The organism is Lysinibacillus sp. JNUCC 51, assembly GCF_015999525.1.
Taxonomy (GTDB): Bacteria; Bacillota; Bacilli; order Bacillales_A; family Planococcaceae; genus Lysinibacillus; species Lysinibacillus xylanilyticus.
In genome coordinates this window covers 3,619,557-3,634,296 of sequence record NZ_CP065545.1, presented here as the reverse complement: position 1 = coordinate 3,634,296, position 14,740 = coordinate 3,619,557, and the positions used below count along the sequence as shown (strand labels likewise).

The 14,740-nt window shown below is 36.0% G+C and carries 12 protein-coding genes and 1 other annotated feature; of the genes, 6 read left to right on the top strand and 6 right to left on the bottom strand.

Annotated elements, in window-relative coordinates; translation table 11 throughout:
- Window positions 1–130 precede the first annotated feature (130 nt).
- A complete protein-coding gene (ezrA, locus tag JNUCC51_RS17545) occupies window positions 131–1,834 on the bottom strand; it encodes a septation ring formation regulator EzrA (protein WP_337989057.1) in 1,704 nt (567 codons plus the stop codon).
- Between the two features lie 191 nt (window positions 1,835–2,025).
- Between ezrA and hisJ the strand changes: the two genes are divergently transcribed.
- Window positions 2,026–2,820, top strand: a complete 795-nt coding sequence (gene hisJ, locus JNUCC51_RS17540) for a histidinol-phosphatase HisJ (RefSeq protein ID WP_337989056.1) — start codon at window positions 2,026–2,028, stop codon at window positions 2,818–2,820.
- Window positions 2,821–2,844: 24 nt separating this feature from the next.
- Window positions 2,845–3,324 (top strand): GAF domain-containing protein, encoded by a 480-nt coding sequence (locus tag JNUCC51_RS17535; protein ID WP_337989055.1) that lies wholly within the window; start codon window positions 2,845–2,847, stop codon window positions 3,322–3,324.
- 235 nt (window positions 3,325–3,559) lie between these two features.
- Here the strand turns inward: JNUCC51_RS17535 and JNUCC51_RS17530 are convergent, their stop codons facing one another.
- Entirely contained in the window at window positions 3,560–5,467 is a 1,908-nt protein-coding gene (locus JNUCC51_RS17530; RefSeq protein ID WP_337989054.1) for a sensor domain-containing diguanylate cyclase, read from the bottom strand.
- A gap of 459 nt (window positions 5,468–5,926) precedes the next feature.
- Between JNUCC51_RS17530 and rpsD the strand changes: the two genes are divergently transcribed.
- A complete protein-coding gene (gene rpsD / locus JNUCC51_RS17525; RefSeq protein ID WP_337989053.1) occupies window positions 5,927–6,529 on the top strand; it encodes a 30S ribosomal protein S4 in 603 nt (200 codons plus the stop codon).
- 51 nt (window positions 6,530–6,580) lie between these two features.
- On the opposite strand, the gene JNUCC51_RS17520 is transcribed toward rpsD, so the two are convergent.
- The 3 genes from JNUCC51_RS17520 to JNUCC51_RS17510 form a co-directional block, all read right to left on the bottom strand.
- Window positions 6,581–7,474, bottom strand: a complete 894-nt coding sequence (locus JNUCC51_RS17520) for an alpha/beta fold hydrolase (RefSeq protein ID WP_337989052.1) — start codon at window positions 7,472–7,474, stop codon at window positions 6,581–6,583.
- Window positions 7,475–7,654: 180 nt separating this feature from the next.
- Entirely contained in the window at window positions 7,655–8,518 is an 864-nt protein-coding gene (locus JNUCC51_RS17515) for a CPBP family intramembrane glutamic endopeptidase (protein ID WP_337989051.1), read from the bottom strand.
- Between the two features lie 2 nt (window positions 8,519–8,520).
- Entirely contained in the window at window positions 8,521–9,108 is a 588-nt protein-coding gene (locus JNUCC51_RS17510; protein WP_337989050.1) for a TetR/AcrR family transcriptional regulator, read from the bottom strand.
- 189 nt (window positions 9,109–9,297) lie between these two features.
- Between JNUCC51_RS17510 and JNUCC51_RS17505 the strand changes: the two genes are divergently transcribed.
- The 3 genes from JNUCC51_RS17505 (at window position 9,298) to JNUCC51_RS17495 (ending at window position 12,200) form a co-directional block, all read left to right on the top strand.
- A complete protein-coding gene (locus tag JNUCC51_RS17505) occupies window positions 9,298–9,687 on the top strand; it encodes a hypothetical protein (protein WP_337989049.1) in 390 nt (129 codons plus the stop codon).
- A 379-nt stretch (window positions 9,688–10,066) separates the two neighbouring features.
- A complete protein-coding gene (locus JNUCC51_RS17500; protein ID WP_100541811.1) occupies window positions 10,067–11,272 on the top strand; it encodes an iron-containing alcohol dehydrogenase in 1,206 nt (401 codons plus the stop codon).
- Window positions 11,273–11,390: 118 nt separating this feature from the next.
- Window positions 11,391–12,200: a cobalamin-binding protein gene (locus JNUCC51_RS17495; protein WP_337989048.1), complete on the top strand. Its 810-nt coding sequence runs from the start codon at window positions 11,391–11,393 to the stop codon at window positions 12,198–12,200.
- 918 nt (window positions 12,201–13,118) lie between these two features.
- On the opposite strand, the gene tyrS is transcribed toward JNUCC51_RS17495, so the two are convergent.
- Window positions 13,119–14,387, bottom strand: a complete 1,269-nt coding sequence (tyrS, locus tag JNUCC51_RS17490; protein ID WP_337989047.1) for a tyrosine--tRNA ligase — start codon at window positions 14,385–14,387, stop codon at window positions 13,119–13,121.
- Window positions 14,388–14,471: 84 nt separating this feature from the next.
- Window positions 14,472–14,675 (bottom strand) — a binding site (T-box leader).
- Between the last annotated feature and the right edge of the window lie 65 nt (window positions 14,676–14,740).

The window sequence follows — 14,740 nt, the reverse complement described above, 5'->3', positions numbered from 1 at the left end:
CCGTTATTTTATATCCAAGAGCACACGCAAAAGTACGAAAAGCTGTATAAATACCCCAATATATTGGCTTTTTAATAAAAAACTGTCTAAAAAGTAATAACTATACCTTTTAGACAGCTGATGTAATTCTTTATTTACTTACTACTGTTTCTTCTGCTACAAGTTCTTGAATTCGCTTTAAAGCACCTGGCTCCATTTCCTCAACTGCCGTCCCGGCCTCTTCTAATGCCTTGGAATAACGGAATTGATTAAAGGATTTTTCTGCTTCTTTTAAACGAGTATGTAATTTTGGATTTGTTGCACGATGACGATTACCATACTGAATAATACGTTCAATCAGCATTACATTTTCAATCAATTCATGCGCCTTCGCTTTTACATCCTCTACACAAAGTGTTGCAGCATTTAAATTGTTATGAACTGTTCCCATATTGAGTGGTACCTCTTGAAGGCTTTGCATAACTACATAAATATGCTCTGCTGCCTCATCTAGACGGGCATCCATCTCTTCTGGAATACCTGGAATATTAGCCTTATTCAATAGACGATCTGTCTCTTGTAATGTTTTCTTTAAGCTCTCTACTTGTGTACGAGCCTTGTTTTCATCAATTCGGAGCTTCTTCATCGTATTTGATAAATGACCTTGCTCCTCATGAATATGCTCAAGCTCCTCGTTAATTTCAATCAATTCTTCCTGTAAACTTGAGTATGCAGATTTTTCTTCTCTAACACGCATCGCTAATAAGTCATAGCGACGTTGTAAAGCCTCTAATTGCTTTAAAGCAGCTTTTGGAATTTCTGCATCTTTTTCATTTAAACGATAGCTTTGTTGCACAAAGGTTGCTTCATCACTTACTAATCTTGTTGAACTAATAACATTAGTAATTGAGCTTAATAAACGATCACAATTTTGGTCAACATAATTTTTAGCAATAACTTCTTTTTCAAGCAGATCGTAAAAATGATCAATCTCTTCATTTATATCAGCTACACGTGGTTTAACAACCGTTAAATTAAGCTCTGCTAATTCATTTTTTAATTTCGCGAATTCTTCTTCAAATTTATCGAGTGCCTTAGTTAGCTCTAAATGCTGTAAATAATAGGATTGCTCCTCCATTTCACGCTGGCCACTACGTAATTCCTGTACCGCTCCTGGTAGCTTTACTTGTAATTCAGTCAAAATTGTTGGGACATCATTAATAAATTCAAATGTCTGTTGTGATTCTTGGTTCAAGGCAATAACAATTTCTCGAGCCTGTAAATAATTCCCTTCACTTGTAAGAACATCGAATTCCTCAAACTTTTGGACAAACGCCTCTAGCTTTTTCTCAAGTGCTGGTAATGCTACACCAAATGAATGTTGGTGAGCTAACAATGTTTTACGTGCAGAGCGATAGTATTCTTTTAATTGTTCAATTTCAATACGATTTTTTTCTTCGCTGCCAATTAATTCATTTAGTTCTTCTAAGATTTTATCTTTATCTTTTTCACACTTTTGAATGTAATCTTCTATCTCACGTTCAATTAACGTTGCTTTCTTAAAACGAAGTCTATTGATTTGATCCTCTGCATCAAATAAAAGTGAATCAATTTTTGTCATATGTACATCGATGACTTCATCCCAACTATTACGCCATCGTTCAAACATCTCTTCCGTTTCACCGTTCATGTTTAAAGATTTAACTTTTGAAATTTCCTCATTTATGGGATTGTTTTGTATTTGTGATTTTTCATTTTCAAGTTTAGCAATGATTGTTGTATGTTTTCGTCGCATCATAAATCCTACAATCGCTAAAATTAATAGTAGGATAACCGGAATGATGATATACTCCATCGTAAGCCTCCTTATTCTACAATAAACGAATTGGCTAGTTGTTTTTATTATATACTATGTTATCGCCTTTTGTACTAAAATTTGAGTGTTTTTTATGTATTTACGCCTTTCAAGAATAACACTTACCTAAGTTTTGAACAATTTGCGCAAATAAAAGTGTTTTATCCAAAAGCTAAAGGAGTGGTAATTTTATGAAATTTGATGGCCATGTTCATAGTCCATATTGTCCACATGGTACTTCTGATTCATTTAAGCAATACATTGAAAAAGCAATCTCTCATGACTTTACAGATATTACCTTTACAGAACATGCACCATTACCATTGAATTTTACTGACCCTACACCACAGCAAGATAGTGGTATGAATCCAGAATTTTTAATGCCCTATTTCGAAGATTTACAGTGCCTTCAAAAGGAGTACGCAAAAGACATTCACATTCATATCGGACTTGAGGTTGATTATATTCAAGGCTTTGAACAAGACACCCGTAAATTTCTTGATACATATGGACACTTTTTAGATGACTCTATTTTATCAGTCCATTTTTTACAATGGCAAAATATCTTTGAATGTATCGACTTTTCACCAGAAAGTTTTATGGCTTTTTCAAAAAAAGTGGGCTCTATAGAACAAGTGTATAATCTATATTATGATACCGTCCTACAATCCATTAAAGCAGATTTAGGGCAATACAAGCCTAAACGCATTGGACATCCTTCACTTATTCACAAATTTCAATTAGCACATACGGTGAAAATTGATGATTCTGCGCGGATTCGAGAAGTTTTAGATTTAATGAAGGAAGAAGGTTATGAGCTAGATTTAAATAGTGCTGGTTTAAGTAAAACACATTGTCAGGAACCTTATCCACCTTTTTCCTTTATCGATTATAGTAAATCTATTGGGCTACCAATTGTTTTTGGTTCAGATGCTCATAGTGTTGCGGATTTACATCAACACTATAATGTTATATACCCAAAATAAATAACTTTCAAACGAGGTGCAATTATGTTTACACAAATTAATTATGAAGGGCCAATTGCCGAGCAATATAATACATTAGCAAAACAGTTAGATGCCTTACTTACTGGAGAAAGCGACCGCATTGCTAATTTAAGCAACGCCTCAGCTTTACTAAATCTTTTTCTACCAAACATTAACTGGGTTGGTTTTTATGTATTACAGGGGGAGGAACTTGTATTAGGGCCATTCCAAGGCTTACCTGCCTGCGTCAGAATACCAATTGGACGAGGTGTTTGTGGAACAGCTGTAAAAAAAGAAGAAACAATAGTGGTCAAAGACGTACATGACTTCCCAGGGCATATTGCCTGTGATGCTGCGTCTCAATCCGAAATTGTTATTCCCTTAATCAAAGAAGGACAGGTCATCGGTGTTCTTGATATCGACAGTCCAACCGTAAATCGCTTTTCTATGGAAGATCAAAAGGGGTTAGAGCTATTCGTAAAAACCTTACTTCTCCATTTATAAAGTGAAACTTTAATCAGTGAGGTTCTTTACCTCACTGATTATTAGTCTTCACCAATCGGGTTTTTACGGGCAGTAGTCTCCCCTTTCTCTTTACTCTCATTGAATTTGAAGCGGGAGAACTCCGCTTCTCTTTTGATATAGAAAAATTACTGCCCGTTAAACGGGATAAAAAAATGCCTTGAAATGATTTATTTTCATTTCAGGGCATTTCAGCGCATAAGCTGCCGTTTTATGTTCATAAACAACTATTTTCTATTATTACATTATAATTTTTTTGATCGGATCGATTATGAATACAAAATCGATTTTTGCCACTGTTTTTCGCTTCATAAAGCGCTGTATCTGCATGAAGGAAAACAGATTGAAATGCTGGACGGTACTGTTCGCCCCATGTTATGAGACCTGCTGAAATAGTCACCTGAGGATCTGTTGCATTTGGAATTATTGCAACGATTGTTGCTGCTAATTCGATTGCTTCTTTCTCATCAATATTTGGGATATACACAGACATTTCTTCTCCACCCCAACGTGCACAAATGCCGCGACCTCCAATAGTTTCTTTTAACTGTACTGCAATTTGCATAAGAATCTTATCACCAACTTGGTGACCATACGTATCATTAATGTATTTGAAATTATCAATATCAATGAGTAAGAACATCCCAGATTGATCATTTTTAAGCGACTTTTCTACATACTGGTCTAAGTAACTTCTTGCATACAATTTCGTTAAATGGTCCAAATCCACCATTTCCTGAAGTTGATTACGTAATATTGAGTTTGCAATTGCTAAAGAAGAGTGATGGATTAATGATTGCATTAATTTAAAGCTATCAAATGAAAAGAAATATGGCTCCTTGTGTAAAACAATACTAAAGCCATTAATTTTTTCTTCCATTAAAATCGGGATTGCCATAATTGAACGATATTCAATTTGATTAGGAGTTAATCGACTGAAATCGGCAATAAATAGTGGATCGTCGGTATGTTCAAAATGTTGTTCAACATGTTTTATATATGTTTGACACTTTTCTGAATTGAATAAGGCTGTACTAGCATCCGTCACTTTAAAGGTGTCATTATGTTTAAAAGCAAAACAAACTTCCATTGGTTGAAAGGATTTCATTAACTGTTTTTGAAGGAAAAGTAGCATTTCATTAATGTCAATCTTCATATTTAAACGATGAGATGTTTCATTGATGAGTTGTAAATCACTTACAAGGCGATGTGATTGATGATATAATTTTGCATTTTCTAGCGCATTTCCTGATGTTTGCGCTAGCATTCGTACAAAATCTTTTTCAGTCGTTGAAAAAAGATATGTTGTAGGTGCACTTACTTGTAAAATACCATAAATAGCTTGTCTTCCTTTTATAGGTGCGTTTAATAATCGACAATTCAAATCACTTGCAAGCTCCGTTGTTAGCTCTCCTGAGACAAAAGCCTCAATAGTCGCTGGTCTTTCAGATAAGTAATCAAAAAGCTTAATATCGATAGTCGTATGGCGGTCTTGATCATTCGATAGTATAAGATCCACATTAAACTCTGGGAAATTATCCTTTATATTTTTCAAGACATTTTCTAAAATTAAATCAATATCCATAGTGGAATGAAATAAATCTGTCATATTGTACAATTTTCTATATTGATCTTCATTCATTTTTACTTCAAAATTTTCTCTAATTATCTGAAGAACGTTCGTAAGCGTTTCGACAAACCTATCCCCGTAATCCGAAGTCATAAAGTCCGTCCAAGCATCGGTTGCCTCGACAAGTAGCACACTAATTGGATTTTTCCCTTCTGCTTGGAAAAGCACCATATCTGTCATCATCGTATATGCTTCTTTTTCTTTTAATATATAAGGGACTTTTACCAGCTTCTGTTGATAGAAGCTAGCTTCAATCATTAACCATGACACAGCATTTAGTTTTGTTTCAATTGTTAAAGTAGCCATCTCTTCAACAGGTATTAAAGAATTACCTTCGAAACCGAGAAATGTCACATTTACAATTCCAAAGCGCTTCTTTAGACACTGTTTCAATGAGTAAAAATACTCATTAAAACCGGCTTGTTCCTTAGAACTCACCCAAATGCTCAAAACATCTGATTTTATATATTTTAGCGTTTGTAAATGGTCTGTCATGAAATCACCTTTTCTATATAACGTCCAAATCAATTACTATTAACTTACAGTATAGTATACATAATTTGTGTCATTTTGACTATGTTATTCTATTCTACTTTTACGTTTTACATTTCACACTGTATCATTAACTATTACTAAAAATCTCAATATGTACAGTGAGGAAATTTTTACTATTATACCTTTTTCAAAAATAGTTAGTCTAATAATTGACGTCTATGTAATAAGCAGTTACAATGAAATTTGTGTAAAATAAACGCAGCAGTGGTATGAGCTTATTACTGTATTTTATTCCTCTATTTCATTTAGTATAACTAAACAGATTCTAATAGATGGTGTATTGCGTAACCTAACGGCTGCATAGGCGAAAATACATGAAAATAAAATGCGTATAAGAATGGGTACTACTGGTTTTTGTTTTACAACAAAAAAACCAAATTTAAAGGAGGAGACAACAATATGTCTCGTTATACAGGTCCATCTTGGAAATTATCACGTCGTCTTGGTATCTCACTAAGCGGTACAGGTAAAGAAATCGAAAAACGCCCTTACGCACCAGGTCAACACGGTCCAAACCAACGTAAAAAATTATCAGAATACGGTTTACAACTTCAAGAAAAACAAAAACTTCGTCACATGTACGGCATGAACGAACGTCAATTCCGTACTCTATTCGACCGCGCTGGTAAAATGAAAGGTGTACACGGTGAAAACTTCATGGTTCTTCTTGAAACTCGCCTTGACAACCTAGTTTACCGTTTAGGTTTAGCTCGTACTCGTCGTGGATCTCGTCAATTAGTAAACCACGGCCACATCTTAGTAGATGGCAAACGCGTTGATATTCCTTCATACAGCGTAAAACCAGGTCAAACGATTTCTCTTCGTGAAAAATCTCAAAACCTTGCTGTAGTAGCAGAAGCAATCGAAGTAAACAACTTCGTACCTGACTACTTAACATTTGATGCTGACAAAAAAGAAGGTACATTCACTCGCCTTCCAGAGCGTTCTGAATTATCAGCTGAAATCAACGAAGCATTCATCGTAGAGTTCTACTCTCGTTAATTAAATTACTCTGCAAAGAGTAGTTTAGAAAACCCTAGAAATCCTTTTATATCAAGGTTTTCTAGGGTTTTTGCTTTTTGTCGACGATGCTAAATATGATTGTTGCTCCTTTATAAATAACTTATATTCATCCACAAATCGCTCTGATTCTTCCAAGAATGGATAATGGTTACTTCTTTCAAAAATAACTAATTTTGAGTTCGGTATTTTATCATTCATTTCAATAGAATATATTACTGGACACTGTACATCATATCTACCACACATTATTAAAGTTGGTGTTATTATAAATCCTAACTTTTTCGACACATCATATACTTGCAATTCTCTACTAAAAAAGTTCAAACGAATTGCGGATATTTCCTTACTTTTATTTAGAGAAAAAAGTTCATCATATTTATCAGGCTCAAATAAAGATAGCTTTGTCCTTTCAGTTTTTAGTTTATTTCTTTTTTCGGTTGGTAAATCTGGGCTTTTTAAGATTTCAATCAGTTCTTGCATTCTGTTGAATTTAGGGTGTTCAGGATTATAAATACAATCTTTTGAAAATGTCATATATTCTCTTGCAGCTGCTCCGACAATTACATTGAAATCTAGGCTATTTGAAAAATATATTCCGTAAATTATTCCTAACATACCTCCAGTTGAATGCCCTGCAAATCCCCATTTAAAAAATCCTAATTTTTCACGTATAGCTTCTAAATCGAATATCGATTCCAACATACTCAGTTGATAAGGCTCTATTGCTTTTTCTGAATGTCCTGTCTCTCTTAAATTTACTAAAAATACTTTGTTTGTTTTTGTAAATGTCTCCGCAAAATAATCTCCTGTCTGATTAAATACAGAGTAATGGTGGGTCATACAAAGTGGTTTCCCTTCTCCCTTAATAAATATTTCAAAGGTCCCACGTGATGTATTAAGTAATTCTCTCTCCCAATATCTCACTGTAATCTCCCTTTCTTATTAAACTGTTCTACATCGCTAGTTTAATAATACTCAAATTAAACCCAATTGGAAATATTTCTCTATTTAACATTACAACAGCTACTGAGCGAAAAAGTTTGTTCTAACGTAGCGGCAGCAATAATAATTGTGCAAGGCGATTTTGATTCATCGCCATAACGTTCAAATCTTAACAATAACGGTTGTAGTTGATTTCGATACAATTTCTCTCTCCAACTTCTTTCGTTTAGTTCGCAATAAACACCCTACCATTAGGTAAAGCATTGTAGTAATAATGCCTGCCGTTGGAGAAACAAGAAATTCTTTTCCCTGAGCAATTTTAATATATCCATCAAGAATAAGTGGGTTCACAAGCGCATCTTCTGTCATATGCATAAGGACAAGTGGCCAAATACTTTTCGTCATTAAATAAATTTCTGTATACATTACTGTCCAGCAAATCATTGTCACAATACCTATTAACGCAAATAGCCACCTATTTACAGGAAGTACACTGAAGATATCACTTTCTGATAGGAACACTAAAAAATACGGAATATGCCATGCTCCCCAAACGCCACCAACAATAAAATACAACCAAAATTCATTTACTTTTAACGATGAAAGTTTACTTGTCAAATAACCTCTCCAAACAGATTCTTCAAAAAAGTTTTTAACAAATTGGATTAATAAACCGCCTACGAAAACCGAAACTAGTACATCTAAATTAAAATTCGAAAAATCCATCCATCCAAATATATAGCTTAATAACAAAACTATAGACGTGATGACTGGATAGACTAGGAGCGAGACAATATACCATTTTATGTTGCCTTTCAAATTAGGTAATAAGCCTATATCTCGCCACCCATCTCCTGCAAAGACACGTAGCAGTATAGTTGTCAGCAGCGGAAATACTAGCCAAATGCCCATTCCAAGCGTGTCACCTTTAGGCTGTTCAGGGATGAAACGATCTACAAAAACACCAAGCCAACCACTTAGCAAAATAACAACTATAAAGATTAGTAAGTTGCGTTTAGTTTTCATTTTCAATCCGCCTCCCTGTTTTCAAGAATTGAAATAACCCACTTTGTATTAGGACAAGGAGTTTCAGGATGCAGTGCAATGTATTGGGCGATTCCTTGAATAGAACACCAAAATGCTACCGCAAGCGCTTCAGCATTTCCCTGTTTAATCTCACCTAGCAATTGCCCCTTCTCTATTAATGGAACACTCTTTTTTATTAATTTATCTGCTTCCATAAGCATTTCTTTTAAATCTTCCGACAAGGAATCAAGATGTTGTGCAGTCTCCATTAGCACGAACATTTTTGCAGCAGACGGGTTTGTACGGATCATGTTAAACAAATCCTCAGCAGTCGCTGTAAAAATTGCCAATGGCGATTCATTTATAAAATTAAAATCCATCTTAAGTCTTTCACACCCTATGCGAATTAACTCTTCACAAAGCTTTTCCTTAGAGTCAAAATAATGAAAAAGCAACCCCATGCTCATATCAGCAGCTTTAGCTATATCAGCAACTTTCGTTTCACCATACCCCTTCCGAATAAACAAATCTAATGCAGATTGTAAAATTAAAGCCTTTCGTTGTTCTTTTTGTTTATGTCTAATCGACATTCTCTCCATCCTTTTATTAAAAGTATTTTCATTGAAATATTATTCAATAAAATTGCAAATATCCCTGAAAAGTGCCCAAAAAATAAAAACTTTAATAAGTTTTCATTCCAGTTTGTAAATATCTATTAAAAAGGAACCTTTTATCTTTATAACAGTCTAAATAGAAAATTACGGAATTAAGAGGAAATAATGGGGGTTTCTGAATTTACTGTGATGGTTTTAATTTATAGTGGCATCATGATTTTTTTCTTAGTACCCTTTAAAAAGAATCAAAGCGAGGAAATTAAGCGTCCATTTACTTTTAAAGAAAGTCTACTGCATATCACTTTTCATAAAAAGGCTTTACTAGCTCTCCTTTTATTAGTCTTCTTGTTAGTAGTTATTTGGTCCGGTTATGAACAGGACGTATATCATTTTAATGCTCATAGTGGTTTTCCTCCTATAAATTCAGATTCAAAAGCAATTTTATATATATGCGCAACACTTGGATATACAGTCATTCTTTATTTTCTTCTCGCATTTATGCTTTTCCTTAGACATTTCAAAAAGAAAGAGAGTTTGATTTTAAATTTTCTGTAAATTGCGACTATTATTTGTACTTTAAAATAGTAATTACACAATTAAAAAACAATTTAACCACTACTACTATATTAAAAACAAATTATCAGTTATTTACTATTCAACACTTCTTTAAAATAGAACACATTTCCAAAAAATATATTTTATTTTCATAGGAAAACAATTTTAAAACCTTTTTAAAATCAATACTCCTAGTTAATTCAACCTTCCTTCAAACAAAAAACAAAGCTAACTTTTTTGTAAAATAATAACACAATTAAAATTAACAATTTTAATAAAAATACGAGTTGAACTTTTACAAATAATAGAATAATATGAATTTCGAAAGGTGGTTCGCCATCATTCAAGCAATAACAATTTTTTTAAAGGGGTTGGAAATATGTCAGACGTTCTAAAGCAATTTGTTATGCCGAAAACAAACTTATTTGGACCAGGAGCAATTCAAGAAGTTGGTAAACGCTTAAATGATTTAGAAGTGAAAAAGACATTAATCGTAACAGATGAGGGCTTACACAAATTAGGTCTCTCTGAACAAATTGCTAACATCATTATAGCTGCTGGAATTGATGTAGCAATTTTCCCGAAAGCAGAACCAAATCCAACAGATCAAAACATTGAAGATGGAATTACAGTGTATCATGCTGAAAACTGTGATTCGATTGTTTCTCTTGGAGGAGGTAGCGCACACGATGCAGCGAAAGGTATCGGACTTATTGCTTCGAATGGTGGACGCATTCATGATTACGAAGGCGTTGACAAATCACAAAACCCTTTGGTGCCATTAATCGCTATTAACACAACTGCTGGTACAGCAAGTGAAATGACTCGCTTCACGATTATCACTGATACAGCTCGTAAAGTGAAGATGGCCATTGTGGACAAACATGTTACTCCACTACTATCAATTAATGACCCAGAGCTAATGATTGGCTTACCTCCTGCTCTAACAGCGGCAACTGGTTTAGATGCATTAACACATGCAATCGAATCATTTGTATCGACAAACGCAACACCAATTACTGACGCTTGCGCTGAAAAGGTACTTCAGCTAGTTCCTGAATATTTACCGCGTGCCTATGCAAACGGTGCAGATTTAGAAGCACGTGAGCAAATGGTATACGCACAATTCTTAGCAGGTATGGCGTTTAATAATGCTTCACTTGGCTATGTTCATGCAATTGCTCACCAACTTGGTGGCTTCTATAATTTACCACATGGTGTATGTAATGCTATTTTATTACCTCATGTTTGCCGCTTTAACTTAACAGCACGTACTGAGCGTTTTGCAAAAATCGCTGAATTGTTAGGTGAAAACGTTGAAGCATTAAGTAAACGTGATGCTGCTGAGAAAGCAATTGTAGCAATTGAAAATCTTTCTAAAGATTTAAACATTCCAAGTGGCTTCCGCGAATTAGGTGCGAAGGATGAGGATATTGAAATCTTAGCGAAAAATGCAATGTTAGATGTATGTGCTGCAACAAACCCACGTAAAGCAACGTTAGAAGACATTAAACAAATTATTACAAATGCGATGGGCCCTGTAGTGAAAGAAGAAGAATCACTCGAAGCTATCGCACTTTCTTAATAAGTAATCAGAAGGCATGTCTCTTGGCATGCCTTTTTTTATTGAGGAAAACATTCTGTCATTGTATGTGATTCCAACACTCGCTATACTTTTCTTAAAAAGAATTGGAGTTAAGAAGATGCGTTTAATCTCAATATGTCCTAGTAATACCGAGCTTGTTGCTTATTTAGGCCTGACTGATCAGCTTGTTGGTGTCGATGATTTTTCGGATTGGCCATTAACAGTAAAAGACTTACCTCAGCTTGGCCCAGATTTATCAATTGATATGGATGCATTAGAGGCGTTGCAGCCTGATCTTGTACTCGCATCCTTAAGTGTCCCTGGCATGGAAAAAAATATTGAAGCTTTGCAGGCTAGAAATATTCCCCATATTGTTTTTAATGCTAATTCTTTAGAGGAAATCGCACAAGATCTCCATACTTTAGGTAAAGCCTGTGGTGTTGAAGGGCGTGCAAAAGAAATTTCCGAGGAATATTTACTTTGTATTGATCGTCTTCGCACAGTTGCTCAGACAATTCCTAAAAAGCCTACCCTCTATTGGGAGTGGTGGCCAAACCCTATCTTTACGCCAGGTAAAATAAATTGGCTAACCGAAATTAGTACCATTGCTGGTGGGCAAAATCTGTTTCAAGATGTAGAACTAGCAAGCGTGCAAACTGATTGGGCTGATGTAGTGAGGCGCAACCCAGACTATATTATGATGGCTTGGGTAGGAGTGGCCTTTGAGCGTATTCAACCAGCAAATTTATTAAAACGTGCACATGCGCAGGAGCTACAAGCCGTTAAAATGAAACAGCTTCACGTAATGGAGGAATGGCTTTATTGTCGCCCATCACCACGCCTCATAGAGGGTGCATTAAAGCTTGCGAATATGCTTCACCCAGAAGAATATAAGAACGTAAAGCTTCCTAGTTTTTTAGATTGCTAAAAGATATGGTCAACGAAGTCCTTTAATATTGTTGCGCTTTTAAATGAGAGTGATTTTCGTTCCATCTACTCGCTTTCGCACAGGTAAAACATTGCTGGAGTTTCGTCTTATAACTATGACATGCCAGAAGATACATGCTATGTGAATTGGTTGATTGTAGTGGAGACTGGGCGACTCCTTGGGGATCAGCGATATAGAGGAACGAAGGCTAAAACCATCACGTCCTGTGATAACGCCTTCGTGACCAACATCGTGTTGGCCCGAGACCCTGCAGCGAAGCGAAGCGGCTCATCGGACGCCCCCAGGAAGCTTTGCTCTGTGCGAAAGCGAAGCGACAGCAACAAATGTTTTCTGCGCGAAAGCGAAGCGGCAGCGATAAAAGCGCCCAGTCGGAACGGAAATCAACCCCTCGTTTTTCAGAAGAGCCCTACTTTATTTGCACCTTAATTTCATTGATAGTCGTTTATCAACACAAAGAAACATCCCCTCAAATTTCGAGGGGATGTTTCTTTGTGTAAGTCTGGAATCAATTGTGCCTCGGCATAATTGCGTCCGGAATCGGCTTTGTGCTTAGGCCTGCTGGATGCAGGTCAGTTAGCCGTTATCGCAAGGATGCGATGGTTTTAGGCTAACATCCTTTAAGAACTCCATTCCGATTCCGTGACATCCGCCGGAGGCTTTAGGCCAACAGATGTTTTTTGTGCGAAAGCGCAGTGCAACGTAGCGTCAGCAACACGAAGTTGGTCACTCAGTCGTGTGTTGCTGTCGCTTCGCTTTCGCACAGATAAATTGCCACAGGACGTGGCGTTCTTAGACTGAGTTCCTCTATTTTAGCAGATGTTTGGACACCCGCTGAAAAGTGACTTAAAACTGCATTCATTTCCCCCTATTGAGGTGGGGGATGCATGCTGAAAGAAATTAAACAAACTTCACCATATGGTATTTTTTCTTGCCGCGACGAACAATACTGAATGCATCTTCTAAACGATCTTTGCCGCCGATTACATACTCTAATTCAGTGACCTTTTCACCGTTCACGCTAATCGCACCATTTGTTACGTCTTCACGAGCTTGACGTTTTGAAGGTGAAATACCCGCTTCTACTAATAAATCCACGATGTTTTTATCTTCTTTCGTCAATTCAATAGAAGGAACATCTTTAAACGCATCTTTCATTTCATCAGCAGAAAGTGCTTTTAAGTCTCCAGAGAATAAAGCAGCAGTAATACGGATTGCTTGGTCTAATGCTTCTTGACCATGAATTAAGCGAGTCATTTCTTCAGCTAACGTTTTTTGTGCCTTACGTAAATGTGGTTCCTCTTCTACAGATACTGCTAAAGCTTCAATTTCTTCACGAGAAAGGAATGTGAAGATTTTTAAGTATTTTACAACGTCAGCATCCGCTGCATTAATCCAGAATTGGTAGAACTCGTAAGGAGATGTTTTCTTACTATCTAACCATACTGCACCACCAGCTGTTTTACCAAATTTCGTACCGTCTGCTTTCGTTACTAAAGGAATTGTTATACCAAAAGCTTTCGTTTCTTGCTCATGTGTTTTACGAATCACTTCTAAACCTGTTGTAATATTCCCCCATTGGTCAGAGCCACCTACTTGAATACGACAGTTGTAATGGTTGTATAAATGATTGTAATCAATACCTTGAATTAAAGTGTACGCAAACTCAGTAAATGAAATCCCTGTATCAAGGCGTGATGCAATCGTATCTTTTGCTAACATGTAATTAACGTTAATTAATTTCCCATAATCACGTAAAAACTCAATCGTATTTATATTACCGATCCAGTCACGGTTATTCACTAATTGTGCACCATTACCATTTTCCGCAAAGTCAAAAATACGCTCTAATTGACTACGGATACCTTGAACATTTTTATCAATTTGCTCAACTGTTTGTAATTGGCGTTCTTCAGAGCGACCAGATGGATCACCAATCATACCAGTCGCACCCCCAACTAACAAAATTGGACGGTGGCCCGCTTTTTGGAATCGACGTAGCGTTAAAAGAGGCACAATATGCCCAATATGCATAGAATCCGCAGTTGGATCAACACCACAGTATAAAGATACAGACTGTTCATCTAATAATTTTGTCATACCCTCAGCATCAGTTTGTTGGTATAACAATCCGCGCCATTCTAAGTCTTGTAATAATTCGTTCGTCATTTTTATTCCTCCTAAGTGTTTATTATTTCGTGTAGGGAGAATTATTTTAAAAACAAAAAAGTCCCTACACGCAAAAACATTGCATGCAGGGACGTTAATAACTAACGCGGTACCACCCGGCTTGAAGATGTCATCCATCTTCCTCTTCATTCAACCGCCTTTATCGCAGGCGCGCACGTCTAAGCTCCAAGCACGTAATTCGTCTCTACATTATGACCAGCTTTCACCAACCGCTGACTCTCTAAACAGGGAATATAGACACTACTGCAAGCTCTTCATCACTAGAAAACTATAAGCATTATTCTATACGATTCTTTTTCATTGTCAATAACTATGTTCGACCTAAAACAATA